General features: G+C 48.7%; 10 protein-coding genes. 3 read left to right on the top strand and 7 right to left on the bottom strand.

The window, feature by feature from the left end:
• Positions 1-7: 7 nt before the first annotated feature.
• From IEY13_RS05645 to IEY13_RS05635, 3 genes are read left to right on the top strand one after another with little or no spacing between them, the layout of a single operon-like run.
• Positions 8-1,363 carry a Gfo/Idh/MocA family protein gene (locus IEY13_RS05645; RefSeq protein WP_188950960.1) on the top strand — a complete coding sequence of 452 codons (1,356 nt, stop codon included), beginning with the start codon at positions 8-10 and terminating at the stop codon, positions 1,361-1,363.
• Between the two features lies 1 nt (position 1,364).
• Positions 1,365-2,375: an FAD:protein FMN transferase gene (locus IEY13_RS05640; RefSeq protein WP_188950959.1), complete on the top strand. Its 1,011-nt coding sequence runs from the start codon at positions 1,365-1,367 to the stop codon at positions 2,373-2,375.
• A gap of 10 nt (positions 2,376-2,385) precedes the next feature.
• Entirely contained in the window at positions 2,386-3,585 is a 1,200-nt protein-coding gene (locus IEY13_RS05635) for a Gfo/Idh/MocA family protein (protein ID WP_188950958.1), read from the top strand.
• A gap of 1 nt (position 3,586) precedes the next feature.
• Here IEY13_RS05635 and IEY13_RS05630 read toward each other — a convergent pair whose 3' ends face one another.
• The 7 genes from IEY13_RS05630 to IEY13_RS05600 form a co-directional block, all read right to left on the bottom strand.
• Positions 3,587-5,071 (bottom strand): family 43 glycosylhydrolase, encoded by a 1,485-nt coding sequence (locus IEY13_RS05630; protein ID WP_229687747.1) that lies wholly within the window; start codon positions 5,069-5,071, stop codon positions 3,587-3,589.
• Between the two features lie 36 nt (positions 5,072-5,107).
• The gene (locus IEY13_RS05625) at positions 5,108-7,918 is read right to left on the bottom strand and encodes an MGH1-like glycoside hydrolase domain-containing protein (RefSeq protein WP_188950957.1); all 2,811 of its coding nucleotides are present in this window, start codon (positions 7,916-7,918) and stop codon (positions 5,108-5,110) included.
• A 7-nt stretch (positions 7,919-7,925) separates the two neighbouring features.
• Complete coding sequence (locus tag IEY13_RS05620; RefSeq protein WP_229687746.1) at positions 7,926-9,044, bottom strand: glycoside hydrolase 5 family protein; 1,119 nt, start codon at positions 9,042-9,044, stop codon at positions 7,926-7,928.
• A 109-nt stretch (positions 9,045-9,153) separates the two neighbouring features.
• A complete protein-coding gene (locus IEY13_RS05615; protein ID WP_188950956.1) occupies positions 9,154-10,263 on the bottom strand; it encodes a glycoside hydrolase family 88/105 protein in 1,110 nt (369 codons plus the stop codon).
• A gap of 24 nt (positions 10,264-10,287) precedes the next feature.
• Positions 10,288-11,883 carry a RagB/SusD family nutrient uptake outer membrane protein gene (locus IEY13_RS05610; RefSeq protein ID WP_188950955.1) on the bottom strand — a complete coding sequence of 532 codons (1,596 nt, stop codon included), beginning with the start codon at positions 11,881-11,883 and terminating at the stop codon, positions 10,288-10,290.
• 37 nt (positions 11,884-11,920) lie between these two features.
• Positions 11,921-14,890 carry a SusC/RagA family TonB-linked outer membrane protein gene (locus IEY13_RS05605; protein WP_188950954.1) on the bottom strand — a complete coding sequence of 990 codons (2,970 nt, stop codon included), beginning with the start codon at positions 14,888-14,890 and terminating at the stop codon, positions 11,921-11,923.
• A 54-nt stretch (positions 14,891-14,944) separates the two neighbouring features.
• Complete coding sequence (locus IEY13_RS05600) at positions 14,945-16,390, bottom strand: fasciclin domain-containing protein (protein ID WP_188950953.1); 1,446 nt, start codon at positions 16,388-16,390, stop codon at positions 14,945-14,947.
• Positions 16,391-16,395 lie beyond the last annotated feature (5 nt).

Here is a 16,395-nt window from a genome sequence, read left to right as displayed (position 1 = left end):
AAGCGGCATGGACAATACAAGACGCAGCTTTATTAAAAACTCAGCGCTCGCTGCCGCAGGCACGTATATAAGCGCCATGGGTATGAGCGCCAAAAGCTATGGCAATATCATTGGCGCCAACGACCGCGTGCGTGTAGGTGCTGTAGGATTTGCAGACCGGTTTAAAGATACCCTGCTGCCCTGCTTTCTGAACCATTACAAAGAACTGAACTTTGATATGGTGGCCCTATCTGACCTGTGGAGCATCCGCCGCGAGCAGGGTGCAGCACATCTTAAAAACAAACTGGGGCACGATATTACCGCCTGCCGTAACAATGATGAGTTATATAACCTGAAAGACCTGGATGCGGTAATTATAAGCACACCCGACTTTGCGCATGCCCTGCATGCCATTGAAGCGGTAAAGAATAAAAAAGATGTATACTGCGAAAAGCCTTTTGCAGAAACCATGGAAGATGCACGTGCGGCATTGAAAGCGGTACGCAACTCCAAACAGATATTGCAGATAGGCTCGCAACGCAGAAGCGGGCAAAACTACCAGGCAGCTGCCGACTTTATACAGCAGGGTAAGTTTGGCGATATTACCATGGTGGAACTGAGCTGGAACGTAAACCAGCCGGGCCGCTGGCGCCGCCCCGGCCTGGTAGCCAAACTGAAAGAGGAAGATACCGACTGGAAGCGCTTTTTATTAAACCGCCCTTACGAGGCGTTTGACCCGCGTATTTACCTGGAGTATCGCCTTTTCTGGCCTTACAGCTCCGGCATGCCGGGCCAGTGGATGAGCCACCAGATTGATACCGTGCATTGGTTCAGCGGCCTGCAGCACCCGCGCAGCGTAACCGCCAACGGCGGTATTTACCAGTGGAAAGATGGCCGCCGTAACTGGGACACCACCACAGCGGTGTTTGACTATGGCCCGCAGAACGACAGCACCAAAGGGTTTCAGGTAATCTTCTCTTCGCGCATGCACAATGGAGATGAGCATCCGGCAGAGATTTATTATGCCAATGGCGGCGAACTCAACCTTATTACCAATACAGTATCGCCCCGTGGTGGCCTTACCGAAAAAGCAGCATCGGCCATGAATATGCATGCCAACCTGCTGCCCGAAGTAAAGCTGCCCAATAGCGCCGCTGTAGTAGCCTCTGCCAATACCGGTGCCGATGCACTCAGCAGCAACCACATGCGGAACTGGATGGAGTGTATACGCAGCCGCAAAGAGCCCAACGCCCCCGTAGAAGCAGGCTATAACCACTCTATAGCTACTATTATGACCAACGCTGCGGTACGCACCGGCGGCAAAGCCACTTTTGATGAAAAAAGCCAGGAAGTAATGGTAAATGGAAAAGTGTTTACATACTGATATGGGAAAGAATAAGTTGTTGCCGGTGGCAGTTGTGTTATTGCTTTTGCTATGCACCGCTGCCCGGCAACAGCTCCTCCGCCGTTTTCAACTGCAGGGTTTTGCACAGGGCACCACCTATTCTATTGTGTATTATGCAACCGATAGCCTGGTAACCCTGGCACAAACCGATAGCCTGTTGCAACAGCTGGACCGGTCGGTATCTCTGTACCACCCCCTTTCGCTCATTAACCGGTTTAATCGTTCAACAAAAGGCATTATTATCGATGCCCCTTTCCGGGCGATTATTCAGCGGGCGCTGGAAATACACCGCGCCACCGGCGGCCTGGCAGACCCCACCGTTAAACCCCTGGTAGATGCCTGGGGTTTTGGCGTTGTAAAAAACACGCAGCTGCCCGATAGTGCCACCATTCAAAAACTGCTGCACCAGGTAGGGGCAGATAAGATTACCCTGAAGGGTAATTTTCTGTATAAGCTACAACCCGGTGTACAACTGGATTTGAATGGCATTGCCCAGGGGTATGCAGTAGACCTGCTGGCGCTGCTGCTGCAACGTTATCACATTCACCGCTACCTGGTGGAGTTGGGTGGCGAACTACGTATAAAAGGCCGTAAAGCCGGTAACACGCCATTTACCATAGGTATAGAAGGCATTGCCGGTAACGACCTTGCACCCGAACCCATGCGTAAAATTATAGAAGCTGCCAACGGCGCTATTACCACATCGGGCAATTACCGCAAACAGTATACAGCGGGCGGCAGGCAGGTATCGCACCTGATAAACCCGTTAACGGGTTATCCATTGCAGAATGAAATGATCAGTGTAACCGTGTATGCCCGTGATGCCATTACTGCCGATGGATATGACAATGGCTTTATGGCTATGGGGCTGCAGCAAACGCTGGCCTTTCTGCACAACCGGGAAGATATGGGCGCATATATAGTGTACCGCAGACCTGACGGCTCTGTGGCAGATACCGTTACGCGTTTTTTTAAAGGATATAAAAGATAGTCAGGAACATATGGAAAGAAGACATTTTTTAAGGAACAGCGGATTACTGGCCGGTGGCCTGCTGCTGGGTAATTCTCTTTTTGCCAGGTCATCAGCAGCCGGACCGGTAAAAATAGGCGTTATTGGCTGCGGCGACCGCGGCACAGGCATGATACACTCGCTGAACCAGATGCCCGACCTGTTTCGCATTACAGCTGTTTGTGATGTGCTGGACTTCCGGCTGCTGGCAGCGCAGAAGCTGGATAAAACCAACAGCTGGAAAACCTATACCGATTACCGTAAACTATTGGACCAGGCAGATATAGAGGCGGCCGTAATAGCCACGCCCCTTCATATGCACTACCCTATTGCCACCGCTGCAATTGACAGCGGCAGACACCTGTACCTGGAAAAAACCATGACCTACAATATTGAACAGGCGCTGGACCTGGTAAAGCGTATGCAGCAGCGCCCGAAACAGGTGTTGCAGGTAGGGCATCAATACCGCTACTCGCCCCTGTATTACAAGGTAAAAGAAATGATAGAGGCCGGCGACCTGGGTACCATAACCCAGATAGACTGCCGTTGGGACCGAAACACCACCTGGCGCCGCCCCACGCCCAACCCTTCTCTGGAACGTACCATTAACTGGCGTATGTACCGGGAATACTCAGGCGGCCTGGTAGCCGAACTACTCTCACACCAGATTGATTTTGTAAACTGGGTATTTGATACGCACCCACAGGATTTTTACGCCACCGGTGGTATTGATATTCATAAAGACGGCCGGGAAACCTACGATAATGTGCAGGTAATGATGCGTTACCCCGATAAGGGCCTTACCGCCAACTTTGGCGCAACCTGTGGCAATGCGCGTGATGGCTATCTGTTTAAGATAAAAGGTACAAAGGGGATGATATCGTTGCTTACAGACCAGGGTGTGCTATACCCCGAAAAAAGCCTGCAGAAAGAGAAAGGAACTGTAGACGGCGTAACCGGTGCCACCCGTATTACCTGGAACAAAGATGGCGGTTTACCCATTTTGCCCGAACCTACTAAAGATGGCACCTCGTACGCACTAAAAGATTTTTACAATAAAATACAAACGCATGAACTACCGGATAGTAATGTGTTTACCGGAGCCCGTACCGCCATCAGCGTACACCTGGCCAACCAGGCGCTCTACAGCAAAATTGCCTGTAGCTGGAGCGATACTTACGTGCTTACATAACTTATGGCGCTTCAAACCGCCACATCTGGGCGTTGGTAGCATTCCATGTCCATGATCTTACATCTGTTCCCGGCGTAGGGTCTGCATCTGCAATATCCAATACGTTATTGCTCGATCTGGACATAATACGAAACCAACCATTGCCTGCGGCTTCAATACGCCACAGTTGGCAGTCGTTAGATAGCTGACTCCACACCTGAATATTGGCACCGCGGTTGATGCCGCAGGTATCAAGATCCAGCGATTTGTGGGTGGGCAGTGCTGATGTAATTTTATAGAACCCGTTGTTCTGATAAACAATGTTCCATTGCTGCCCCTGGCAGGAGGTACGCGTCCATGTTTTTACATCTGCATTACCATCTGTACAACCTGTAATATCCAGATACAAACTATCCCCTGTGGTAGTGTTTAACCTGGAACGTATGGCATACTGGCCATCGGGTATAGGATTGGGTACCAGGCAAGGGGCTGTGCCTGCGGATTGTATAACACCTGAATTGGTAATACTTACGGGCATAATATTACCGGCAGCATCAAAAAAAATTCTGTCAATAGCCACACGGCGCTGGTTAATGTTGGTAGCGGTGCGGCGGTGGTACACAAAAAGGTATTCATCGCTGCAACCCGGCTTTCTGATTACCGCATTGTGGCCCGGCCCTTTTATAGCACCCCGTGGAGCGGTAATACGCCCTTTGGTTGTCCATGGCCCCATGGGGTTAGCAGAAGTGGCATACTCCACATGATAATCATCATTACCAAAATGGTTAACTGAATACATGAGGTAATAAATACTGTTTCGCTTCATTACATACGGCGCTTCAAAATAATTGGAGGGTTTGCTGTGGCCACGGGTACCTGTAAGGGAAATCATATCACTATTCAGCCGTTGAATATTAAAAGTGGTATTGCCCCAATACAGGTAAGCCTGCTCATCCTCATCTATAAAAACCATCGGGTCTATAGGGTCAGAACCATCGCCGGTAGCCAGCGGACTTCCTATATCTGTAAAAGGCCCTATAGGGGTAGGGCCAACCGCCACGCCTATTTTTTTGGCGGCCGTAAAGTAAAAATAATACTGCCCGTTACGCGCCGCTATGGCCGGGGCCCAGCCATCTGTATGCGCCCAGCTTACATTAGCCAGGTCCAGAATAATGCCCTCGTCTGTCCAGTTGAGCAGATCGGTAGAAGAATACGCATGAAACTGGCTGGTGCCGGTACCATTGGCAGTAGGATAGATATAATACTTACCATTGGCATAAATAATATCCGGATCAGCCGTGTAAAGTGGTAAAATGGGGTTGCCACTCATTTTACCAATAGCAGCCTGCGCCACCACATTGGTGCTGAGCAAACCCGGTGTGGCCAGTTTAGTGCGGCTGGTATCGTTTTTGGCACAGGCAGCAAAAACCGCCAGTGCAGCAGTTGTACAGGTAAGCAGTTGCCAGGCAACCTTACCTTGTTTTTTCATGGCTTTAGCAATACGCATATTTATTATTGTTTAGATGGAGAAAAAGCGTAATCGTTATTTCTTCTTCAGCTCCAGGGTAAAAGTGTCTCCTTCCCTATTCTCTGCGTTTACCTTAACCACATACAACCCATTCAGCACCTTCTTTAACGGAATACTTTTGCCGTTGCAGGTGGCCTGATACTGGTATTGATCCTGCAAACAGATCAACATAGTAGTAGCTGCTGTCTGCTGATGGGTAAAAAGCCGGTAGCTGCCCGTAAAACCATCCTTACCGGTGCTGAACTGTTGTGTAACAGGCCATACATCAAACCCATGGGTAACAGTACCCGGTGTATACAAAGCGCTGAACCAGTTTAACACAGGGGAAGACAAAGCCCCAAACTGATGCCAGCCACCTCCGTTGCCGGTTTCCACACTAAAATTCTCCCAGCAGTTATAACTATCCTCCGTTTCACGCTTCCATACATCCAGGGCCGTTTGGGCAATCTGAATGGCTTTGTCCGGTTCATTCATATCCAGCATGATTTTCCAGATAAACCATTGATGGGGCATCCACACACGCCCGTTCCAGTAACCATCTTTGTTATAATAAGGCGCCGTTTGGTCTATGGCTGTAATACCCTGATCGCTCCACAACTCCCCTCTGGTAAAAAGATGTTGTGTAATACGTTTCTGTTGTTCAGGTGTGCAAATGCCGGCTATTAAGGGGCTGCATCCATCCAGCCCCTTGTTAAAGTTTTCGCCGGAAGCATGGGTTAGTATTTCTTTTGCATACCCCTCTTTATCGTGTGTTACATAACCAAAATAACCGGAGGCTTCATGCCAGGCATACTGCTGTAAAGCATGGCTGTACATTTGTATATCTGCATCGTATGCAGTTATATCTTCTTTATATCCCAGTTGCCAGGCTGCCATTCTTAACAGTTTGGCAAAGCGTATCTGGTGCGAGGTGTTAATGGTGGGCGCCATTATCTTCTCCAGCTTTTTTGTATGGGTATACACCTGCGGGCAGTAATCGTCCCATCCGCCGGAATTGTAAAAAATATCCCAGGTTTGTAGTAAACCAGATTTCAGTTTTCGTGTAGGTGAGCTTTCTGCACCGCCCAGAAAGCGATACCAGCGTTTTAACCTCGGGTAGAAATAAGCAAGGTATTCTTTATTCTGTGTTCTGTTCCACAACTCATTAAACAGATAAGCCTGCACAGGCAGCGGTGTGCCATGCTCTAAAAAAGCAGAGGGCTCTGTATCTGCCATTGTATACGCGTTCAGGCATTCCAGTGCCCGCCCGGTATTCAGCGCTGAATAGCCTAAGCCAATAAAACCCGCGTCCCAGGTATAAAACGAACTCCATTTTTTACCAGGTGTGGTATGCTTCAGGTATTGGTTGCCCATAAATGTGGGATACATCAGGTTGGTAAGCGTAGTAGCGGCCATTAACTGCTGGCTGAACAGATAAGGCTTACCTGCTTCGTTACAAGCCATCATACTGCTCCGCTCCTGCCGGCTACGGCAGATATGCTCCGCCTCATACCATTGCTGATTTAACTTTTGCAGTTGCTGTTTTACTTCATTTTCATCAGCACTATACACTACAAATGCGTATTCAGTAACCGTTTGGCCCGGCTTAACTACCACAGGCGCCGTAAATACATTTTTAAACCAGCCTTTATTGTTTCCGGTAATAGTTATTTTATGTGTGCCCTCCCGCTTTACCAGGTTCTCAAACTTAAACAAAGCTTCATCGGGGCTATCATCCAGTAACACCCGCTCTTCCGCAGCCACATTACGCCACAGCAGGCCGTAACATCCTTTAATATCATCAAACTGAAGCATAGCGGCATTAGGCATACCCGTAGTTATCTGCCGGGGAACCATGTTCAGCTTATCCTCCTTAAAAGTAACCAAAGCTGCCTCACTGTTCTCCGCCAGTGCAAAACCGTCCAGTATTACAGCATTACCGCCTGTGGTTTGCATACTAAAATTTATGTCTCCGGCCGCCAATACCCCCAATGGCAGGGTTAGCAATGTATATTCCTTTACAGGGTTCACCACAACGGGTGCAAGCATGCTGCCATTGAGTACTGCACTCAGCGTAGTAGCGCCTGCACCACCGGTACGGTAGCGCACCAGTAATACCGCGTTGGCAAAAGCACTGTTACCTGTAAAATGGTATTGCAGCTTTTCCCCTGCTGTTTTGCCCAGTACAATGGCAGTATGGCTTACAGCATTATCATCCGTTATTTGCCCGCGTAGCTGCCCGTTATATACCAGGTTGTAGTTGTACGCAATAATTGAATCCGTTTTACTGCTGTAGTCTGCCGCCTTTAGCCATTGTGTATGCCCCGGCAAATGCGCGCTTACCCTTTTGCTGTAAGGAAAAACAATAGTACTGAACAGGTTGAATGCCAGGCTGCGGTTGGCAGTGGTATTGTTTACAAAGGCTGCTTTTATCAGCCTGCTGTTATCATCCACCTTGCTGAACGAAACATCGCAGAATACTTTATCCTTCCACTCCAGCTGATACCGGTAGGAATAATAAGACAAATCCGGAGCAGCCTGCCAGGGGTGGTAGCCCGACTCGCGCAGGGGATTGGCCAGCACCGTTTGATTACGCAGATACAGAGAAGGCTGCACTGTTACATCAAAACGAAAACCATTGTTTTGCACAGGCACATGCGCAATACCGTTGTATTTGCCGGAGTAAGGCCCCCAGGCAGGTAATGCCATATCATGCGTGTGTTGCAAACCGCTGGTAAAGCCGTTTACCCAACCCTGGTAAATAGATGCCGGGGGTTGGGTATAAGCTGTAACGGAAAACAGGGGGAATAGAATGCTGGTAAGAAGGGGGATGCACAATATTTTCATGACAAACTTAATTTCCTGTACCTGTGTTCTGTCCTCTGGCCACCTGCTGGTTATCTTCTGTAAGTTTTTTAATCAGTTCTGTCTCCTCTTTCCGGTAAGGTGTACCATCCGCTCTGAATACTTCATGAAACCATTCTTTAGGTTCGCTTCCGTCCGCTATCGGGGTATCCCAGGCGTATTTGGTATTGGTTTTACCATCTACCAGCCCCCAGTTAATGGCTGCTACATTTTCCTTTTTAAGAATAGCCAGTGAATTGATAAACGTACTGTTGCGTGGCCGGGCCATATATTCCGTACAAAGTACGGGCCTTCCGTGCATTTTCAGCATTTGTATGGTACGTAAATGCTGCTCCGGCCCATCATAACAATGGTAGGTAACCACATCTGAGTTAGCCAGCTGAAAAGTATTCAGTTCAATGGCCTTCTCATCCCACTTCCAGATACCTGCGGTAATAGGTTGATCGGGATTGGCCTCACGTGCCCAGATGAATGCCTTCGTTAACAAAGGCAGGCTGGCCACCACTTTACCACTGTTGCCCGGTTCGTTATACAAATCCCACAGCAGAATACGTTTATCGTGCCCGAAGGTTTTGAGTATATCTTTCATATACGCTTCCAGCCTGGGGTAGTTAGCGGTTTCTTTATGCGCCGGATCGCCGGGGTCCTGCATCCAGCCGGAATTGTGAATGCCTGGTTTGCGTTCGGGCTGTTTGCCCGTTTGAGGCACCTTATTCCAGCAATCATCAAAAAAAACAAACATCGGCTTAATACGGTGCCTTTCTGCAATGGTTAAAAACAGATCTACCCGTTTTTTAAACCCCTGCGCATCGGCCTGGTAAGCGAGGCTGTGCAAAAACACCCGCATGGTATTCATGCCAATACCTTCGGCCCAGCCCAGTTCTTTGTTAATACACGCAGAATCAAACGTATCCGCCTGCCACATTTCCAGCTGGTTAATGGCATTGGCCGGTATATAATCGGCCCCTACCAGCCAGGGCTGCTGCTTGTACCAGGCGTTTGCCTTTGCCGCCGGCCATATTTTTTCCGGAGCAATTACTTTTGTTTGTGCAAATACACTTGCCGACATTACTGAGCCAGCCAACAGAACCAATAATTTACATTTCATAAAAGCTTAGTTGTATACTTACCATGCATATTTTATTACACTCAAAATAACCGAAGGCATGCGGAAAAATATGTTCAACCTTTGGTCGATTCGTCTCATATTTCCTTCGCTACTTCACCCCCTCCAGTAAGGCAACAACGCACCACAGATAAGGCGCCTGACCATGAAAGTCGCCTACGTTACGCTTACGATCGTAGTAATACTGTTTATCGTTTTTCTTATTGGTTCCTATACACACTTCCGTTACATCGCCTTTATCGTTTATATAAGGCACCATGGCCATCCATGCTTTACGCGCCACAGGGGCATACTCCTTCTTATTCAGCCATCCGTGTTTTACCCCGGAAATAAGCGCATAAGTGAACATGGCCGTACCGGATGTTTCTGCCCAGCAATCCGGCTCATCTATCAGCTGATTCCACATGCCTGCTTTGGTCTGATAGGTTTTCAGGCTTTTCATCATGGTCCGGTAGCCTTCCAGTATACGGGCCCGGTGTATATGTGTTTCCGGCAATGAACGCAGCAGCTCCGTCATACCCGCTGCCATCCAGCCATTGCCACGCCCCCAATAAAACGGCACGTCCGGTGCGTGATAAAAAAGTCCGTTCGGGCGTTGCAGTTCGTTCAGGTAAAGCACCATTTCACTGGCAGCCCTGTCCAGGTATTTGCTATCACCGGTTACTTTATATGCCTGGGTTTGTACAATCGTAATCATGTACATATCATCTATCCACAAACGGGTTTGCCAGGAATATCCCTTATCTGCCCACTCCTTTTCCTTTGCATTGGATTTTTCGGGCAGCAGCCATTGGGTATCCGCATAAGGCAGGCCCAGTTGCAGGTACCGCTGCTCTTTGGTAATCTGATACAACTCCAGCGGCAGGCTGCCAAACATATTCATGTCTACATGGTTCTGAATGGGCAGCAATTGTTGCTCCGATGAAAAAAGCGGCTCAAACCGGTTCTTCAGCAACTTCAGCAACTCCTCATTATGCGTAATAGCTGCAAACTTCAACGATCCGTTCCAGTTAAAGGTTTCCGGATAGCTGATCCACTTCCCCATGTGCAATGCATGTTTTCTATCGGTAAAACGATAGGCCAGGCGCTTACCCACCTCTTCCGGCGTATGGCCTTTGGGAAAACGGGCGAGACTGTTCTTCTGCGCAAACAGCATACACACCGGCGAAAAAAGAAAAAACACTAACAGCCTTTTAAACATAAAATAATTTTTAAAATAGAAATGCTATATCAGTTTGGGATTACGTTTTACTTCTTCTGCATTAAAAGGCAGGTACCAGCCAGCCGCATTATCCAGTTTGCTATCCAGGTGCAGCTCTGTATATCTGGCAGCTCCTATGCGGCTTTTAACGGCCGCCTTTAACAGCTCCGTACGGCCACGCCTGGCCAGCCGCAGCAAATCAAACCAGCGCTTTCCTTCAAACGCCAGCTCCCTGGCCCGCTCTTTAAAAATGTAGTCTTCAATTTCCTCTGTGGTAGAGTTAACCGTAACCGGAATAACATCTGTGGGGCCATAGCGCGACCGTATTCTGTTTACCTGGGTAATGGCACCTGCTTTATCGCCCATTCTGTTCAGCGCCTCTGCCTTCATCAATATCACCTCGGCAAAGCGATAGCCCTGCCATATAGCATCACTACGGTAAGGCTGCCGTATGGGTGGAATAATAGCCAGCGTGGAAGGCAGTATTCTACCCAGCCCCAGGTATTTCCATATAACCTTTACAGGGCTATTGAAATCGTTATAATAAGGCTTACGGCCCACCCATGCAGCGCCAAAGCCCCGCACATCGCCCACCACACGCAGGGTATCGCCCGATTGTACCAGCGTATTGTTCCAATAGCCTGCTATACTATCCGCAGGGGCTATCATATACTTACCGCCCCAGGCCGCATCATCAGAAGTCAGCGTCATCAGCGGGCTGGTTTCCCGGAAATTATAGTTGAAATTGATATGGAAAATAGGTTCAGACACATGATCGGTTGCCGTAAAAATGTCGAAGAAGTTAGCGGCCGCTGCACTGCCGTACAGGTTGTGTTTACCCATGTTGTAAATCTTCTGAATGGCTGTATTGGCCTCGGTATACTTGTGCCGCCATAAATAAATATCGGCCAGTAAGGTGTTTACATTGCCGGTTACCGCCCTTGTACGCCTGCCATCCGGACTTTCAGACAGGTTTAAATTGGGCTGCCTGATTAGAATAACATCGCTAACCATAGTAAGCGCCGCCGTAAGGTTTGCTTCCAGGGTATCTAATATCACATCGCCTTCTGTGGGCGCCGGATTATCAATGGCAGCTATACCATCGGTGGGTTGTAACACCAGCGGTACACGCCCGTAGTTTCTTACCAGATAGAAGTAAGCAAATGCCCGCAGAAAATAAGCCTCACCTACATACTGCCTGGCATTGTCTGCCGTAAAATTAACAGGATCGTTAGGTACACGGGGAATGTATTTAATAAGATAGTTGGCCCTGTTAATCAAATCGTACCAGCCATTCCAGTTGGTATAACTATTAGTGGGGGTAACCCGATGTTCTGCAAGCTCGCGCAGGCTGGTATCTGCACCCGGGCCGGGTTGCACCATATCCCCACGCATTTCACCGGTTACAAACATAGCGCCCACCAGTTGCTGCAATCCTGCGTAAGCACCGCGCAGGGCATAATCTGCATCGTAGAAATCTTCAAAAAAGTCTTTATCAATCACTATATCCTTAGGCTTCACATCCAGAAACTTTGTACACGACTGGCCAGCCGGTACTATCAGAGCCAGCACCATCAGTAACACCATCCGGCGCCGGGTAAACCATACATACTTTTTCATACAACTGTTTTCGATAAACTAAAGGGTGAGTAAAACATTAAAGCCCCAGGCGTATACCTGCCATAAAAGTTTTCAGCTGAGGAACGTTACCATAATCAATACTGTAGGTTACCGGGCTGGTAACGCTGCCCACCTCCGGCCCATAGCCTTTGTACGATGTAACGGTAAACAGGTTTTGCGCACTTAACAGTATCCGCGCACTCTTGAATAGTTTACGGCTTTCTTTTGCCGGTATATTGTAGCCTATGGTAAGGGCTTTACACCGCCAGAAAGAACCATCTTCTATCCAACGGCTCGAAAACCGGGCATTACCGGCCGCATCGTCGTGGGCAAACCGCGGCATATGGGTAACATCACCCTCCGCACGCCAGCGTTGCAGAACAGTTACCGATTGGTTGTTGTAATTGCTCATGGCTTCCAGTGCGGCACGCTGCGCATTATACACCTCCCTGCCCAATGCAAAATCGAAGAAGATAGTCAGATCAAAATTTTTGTAAGAGCAGGTATTGGAGAAACCGCCATATACATCAGGATTACTGTTTCCTATCACCTTTCTGTCCCGCTCGTCAATCACCCCGTTTTTGTCAACATCTTCAAAAATAATATCCCCTCCCTGGAAGGGCACTGCATTGTTCACCCCATTTTTCACCTGCACTTCTGCCGTGGAGCGGTAAACCCCCAAAGCCTGGTAACCCCAGAAAGCCCCTACGGCATTGCCTGCCGCTGCCGAGCCCTGGTAGTGGCCATAATTTACAGAGGCATCCTGCCCCTGCGGCGCACTGAGAATTTCATTTTTATTAAAGGCCGCAGTAAGCCGGGTTTGCCAGTTGAATACCTTCTTACCTACTTTACCCGATACAGCAAGTTCAACACCGGTATTTCTTACTGCTCCCTCATTTACAACATAGCTGTTGAAGCCGGTAGTGCCCGCCAGCTGCCGGTAGTTCAGCAGATCGCTGGTATGCCTGCTATAAAAATCAGCCGTAATGGCAATACGTTTCCATAACTGCACATCTATACCTGCATTCAACTGCTTTGTTTTTTCCCAGGTAAAATCAGGATTGCCCAATGCACCCAGGCGCACACCAGGCTGACTTTTGTAAATGGCTGGTACCAGCGCATTCCAGGCGCTGGTATACCCCACTTCCTGGTTGCCCGTTATGCCATAGCTTACCCGCAGCTTCAATTCGTTCACTACTTTTCGGGCCGTAAAAAAGGGTTCAGCACTCAGCAACCAACCGGCAGAAACAGAAGGGAAATAACCCCACCGTTTACCCGGCGCAAAGCGGGAGGCACCGTCTGCCCGCAGGTTAGCGCCCAACAGATATCGTTCTTTATAGGCATAGTTGCCGCCTGCAAAAAATGACATCAACCTCCAGTCCGGCTCATAGCTGGAAATAGAATCGATAAGTTGCGGGTCGGTAGCGCTGATGCTGGTAAACTCATCGGAAGGTGAGTTAATAGCCATCGCAAACTCGTTCCGCTGCGAGGTGGTTTGAAAAGCATTGCCTGCCACGGCGGTCAACGCATGTTTGCCAAAAGCTTTGCTGAAGTGAAGACTATTTTCATTTAACAGCATAATTTCAGAGCTGTTGTTTTCCGATGCAGAGCGGATGATTTCATTCTCAGGCATAAACCCTGCGCCAGGCCTGAAACGCGTTTCATTTAACCGGATGTAATCGGCAAAAATACCGGAGCTGATAGTGAATGACCGTGAAAGCACGTACTGGCCCGTAATACCCGCCATAATGCGGTTAGAGCTGTTGATGTTCTTCATTTTATTTACCACTGCATAAGGGTTGTTCTTTCCCGCATAATCAGCACTGTCTACCGTGCTGAGGTTGGTGCCTGCTACATCCTGATTCCATACCGTTAACACCGGGCTTTTTAAGGTTGCCAGATACAGCGGATTGGTTTCAGGTGCATTCCCTTCATCCAGCACTTTTTTGCCGGCATGAGAATACGCTACCGTATTCAGAATGGTCAGCTTTCTGTTTACCTTATAATCCAGATTAAAGCGGGCAGTAAAACGCTCGTAATTGGATTTACTGATAACACCCGACTGATTGGTATACCCTACACTGAGCGAATACCGGGCAATAGCATCTCCCCCTCTCAGTTTTAAATGATAGTTGTTGTACGCACCACGCTCCATCAACTCATCCTGCCAGTTGGTGTTGTTATTATACCGCTGCAACTGATCTGCCGGTGTAGAAACCAGCAGAAACCGGCCAATGCCACTGGCTATTTCCTCTTTACTAAAACCGCGTGCCGCTTCTTTTTCCAGTATATAGTTGCGGTACTCATCTGCATTCAGCACCGGAATACTTTTGGGTGCGCTCACCATGCCGGTATAGGCCGAAAAATCAAGATAGGTTTTACCGGCAGTACCGCCGCTGGTGGTAATAATAACCACCCCATTGGCACCGCGCATACCGTACAACGCAGTAGCCTGCGCATCTTTGAGTACTGTTATGGTAGCAATATCATCCGGGTTAATATCGGCCAGTGGGTTGTTATCAGCATTCTTACCGAGCGGATTCATAAACCGGTACGTTTTTATAGGTATACCATCTACAATATACAAGGGCAATGTACCCGCGTTTAATGTGGAGGCGCCGCGTATATTGGTTACCGCACCAGAGCCGGGAGCGCCGGAAACATTGGTAACCTGCATGCCTGCCGCCTGCCCCTGTAACAGCGCATCAATAGAAACAGCCGTTAACTCATTCAGATGCTTTCCCTCCACTTCCGACACCGCAGCGGTAAGCGCTGCCTTTTTCACGCGCAGGTAACCCAGGTTGGTTTCAGGCTCTGCCGGCGGCATGGGTAAAGGAATGGGTGGCTGTACAGGCTTTTTTATTTCGGTAACGGTTACTTTAGTTACTACAGCAGGCTTTGCCTTTTTGCTGCCCGTTTTTTGCTGTGCCTGCACCGTATTGTGTAAACAGGCCAGCCATAGCAGGCAGGTGGCGGCAGCAGCAGACCGGGAATTTATTTTAAACATATAACATCGTTAAGTATTGCAAATCGTTCAACAGTTTTACGGGCCTGTGCCCATTTAATCAACAGGCGTTAGCACCATTACATCCATTACAACAGCCGCCAGTTTAGATGCCTGCGATACCCATTTGAATCGTTTATCGCCACTGGTGGCAAACTCATAGGTACCCAGTTCCATGTTCTGGTAGAAGGTAGTACCTGCCCCATAATTTTTAACCGGACCTATTTTATCCTGCCCGTACATCAGTTGCAGATCGCCCCGGTTACCGTTTTTGTAGTTGATAGCAATTTTGTATTTACCCTTTCTTACATTTCTGACTATAGAAACCAGCGAGTCATCTTTGGAATCTGCCTCAAAGAACAAAACCATAGCACCGGCACGGGAATGACTGGCTTCTGCGAAGTAGCGGAAACGACCGGCAGCCGTACTTATAATAGGCTGTGCCGTAGGCGATATACCATTTACACCATAGGCATAGTTGAGCGTTTCGCTAAACACGTGTGTTATCTGTGTTCTGGGCACAGCGGAGGAGAATACCATATGCTTATCTACATTATGCAGCACCCCGTTTTTCATAAGTATATCGGAACCACGAAAATCAATAGTACCATTCACCGGCTTCTGGCTGGCCATATCGTAATAGATATGGCTGTTGGGGGATAATGTGGTAAGCGTATTATCCCACCGCTCTGCCACCCCTATAGCAGGCACCGCAGCGGTTAAGCCTGCATATTGAGATGTAAACGAACTGCCCGGCATAATATGATAACGCATCAGCTCAGTTAACTCACCCAGCGGCATAGCATCAAACGAAGTAATACCAGCGGCGTTCAACACCTCATTGGTTTCTGCAAACAGGGTAAGCCGTATTCTTTCCCCCTGTGCATTGTTTAAAGCCATTAAAGTATCCATTAAGCCCGCCCGCTGTAAACCTGCCACCAGTATACTGTATTGCGGATTCTGCTGCAAAAACGCACCAATGGTTAATACCGGCGGATCAAGCACCGCATCCATTTTATGTACCACGCCATTGCTGTATTCAATATCTGTTTCGTACAACCGGGCCTTACCGTTGGCCAGGGCTTCTGTTTTGGTACCCTTTGAAATATCCAGCGCTATGTAATCGCCCCTGCCGGTGCTTACTGTCTGTGGCCCCGGCACAAAATCAGCCGATCGTACCCTTGCGCCTAAAATATGATAGATCATGAGCGTGGTAATTTCCTCGCTGGTAAAATCGGCAATAGCCGCTTTACCCACATTTCTGAGGTAGTTGCGGAAAGCCTGGTTATCCGGGGCAAAAAAGGTGAACGGCCCGTAGGTGTTCAGCGTACCGGATAACTGCGCCTTATCAAGCGCCTCTACCGTTAAGCTTAACGATGTATCTGCACGCAGCATATCCATCATCTGAAACATACGGTCCTTTTCCTGGTAGGAGAAATCTTCGCGCTGGCAGCCGGCCGTTATACCCGCCAGTACCACCAGCAATATTGTAGTTAGTTTCATGGCCA

It is taken from the genome of Filimonas zeae, assembly GCF_014641615.1.
Classification (GTDB): Bacteria; Bacteroidota; Bacteroidia; order Chitinophagales; family Chitinophagaceae; genus Filimonas; species Filimonas zeae.
The sequence above is the reverse complement of the archived record's forward strand: the minus strand, read 5'-3'. Positions and strand labels throughout refer to the sequence as shown.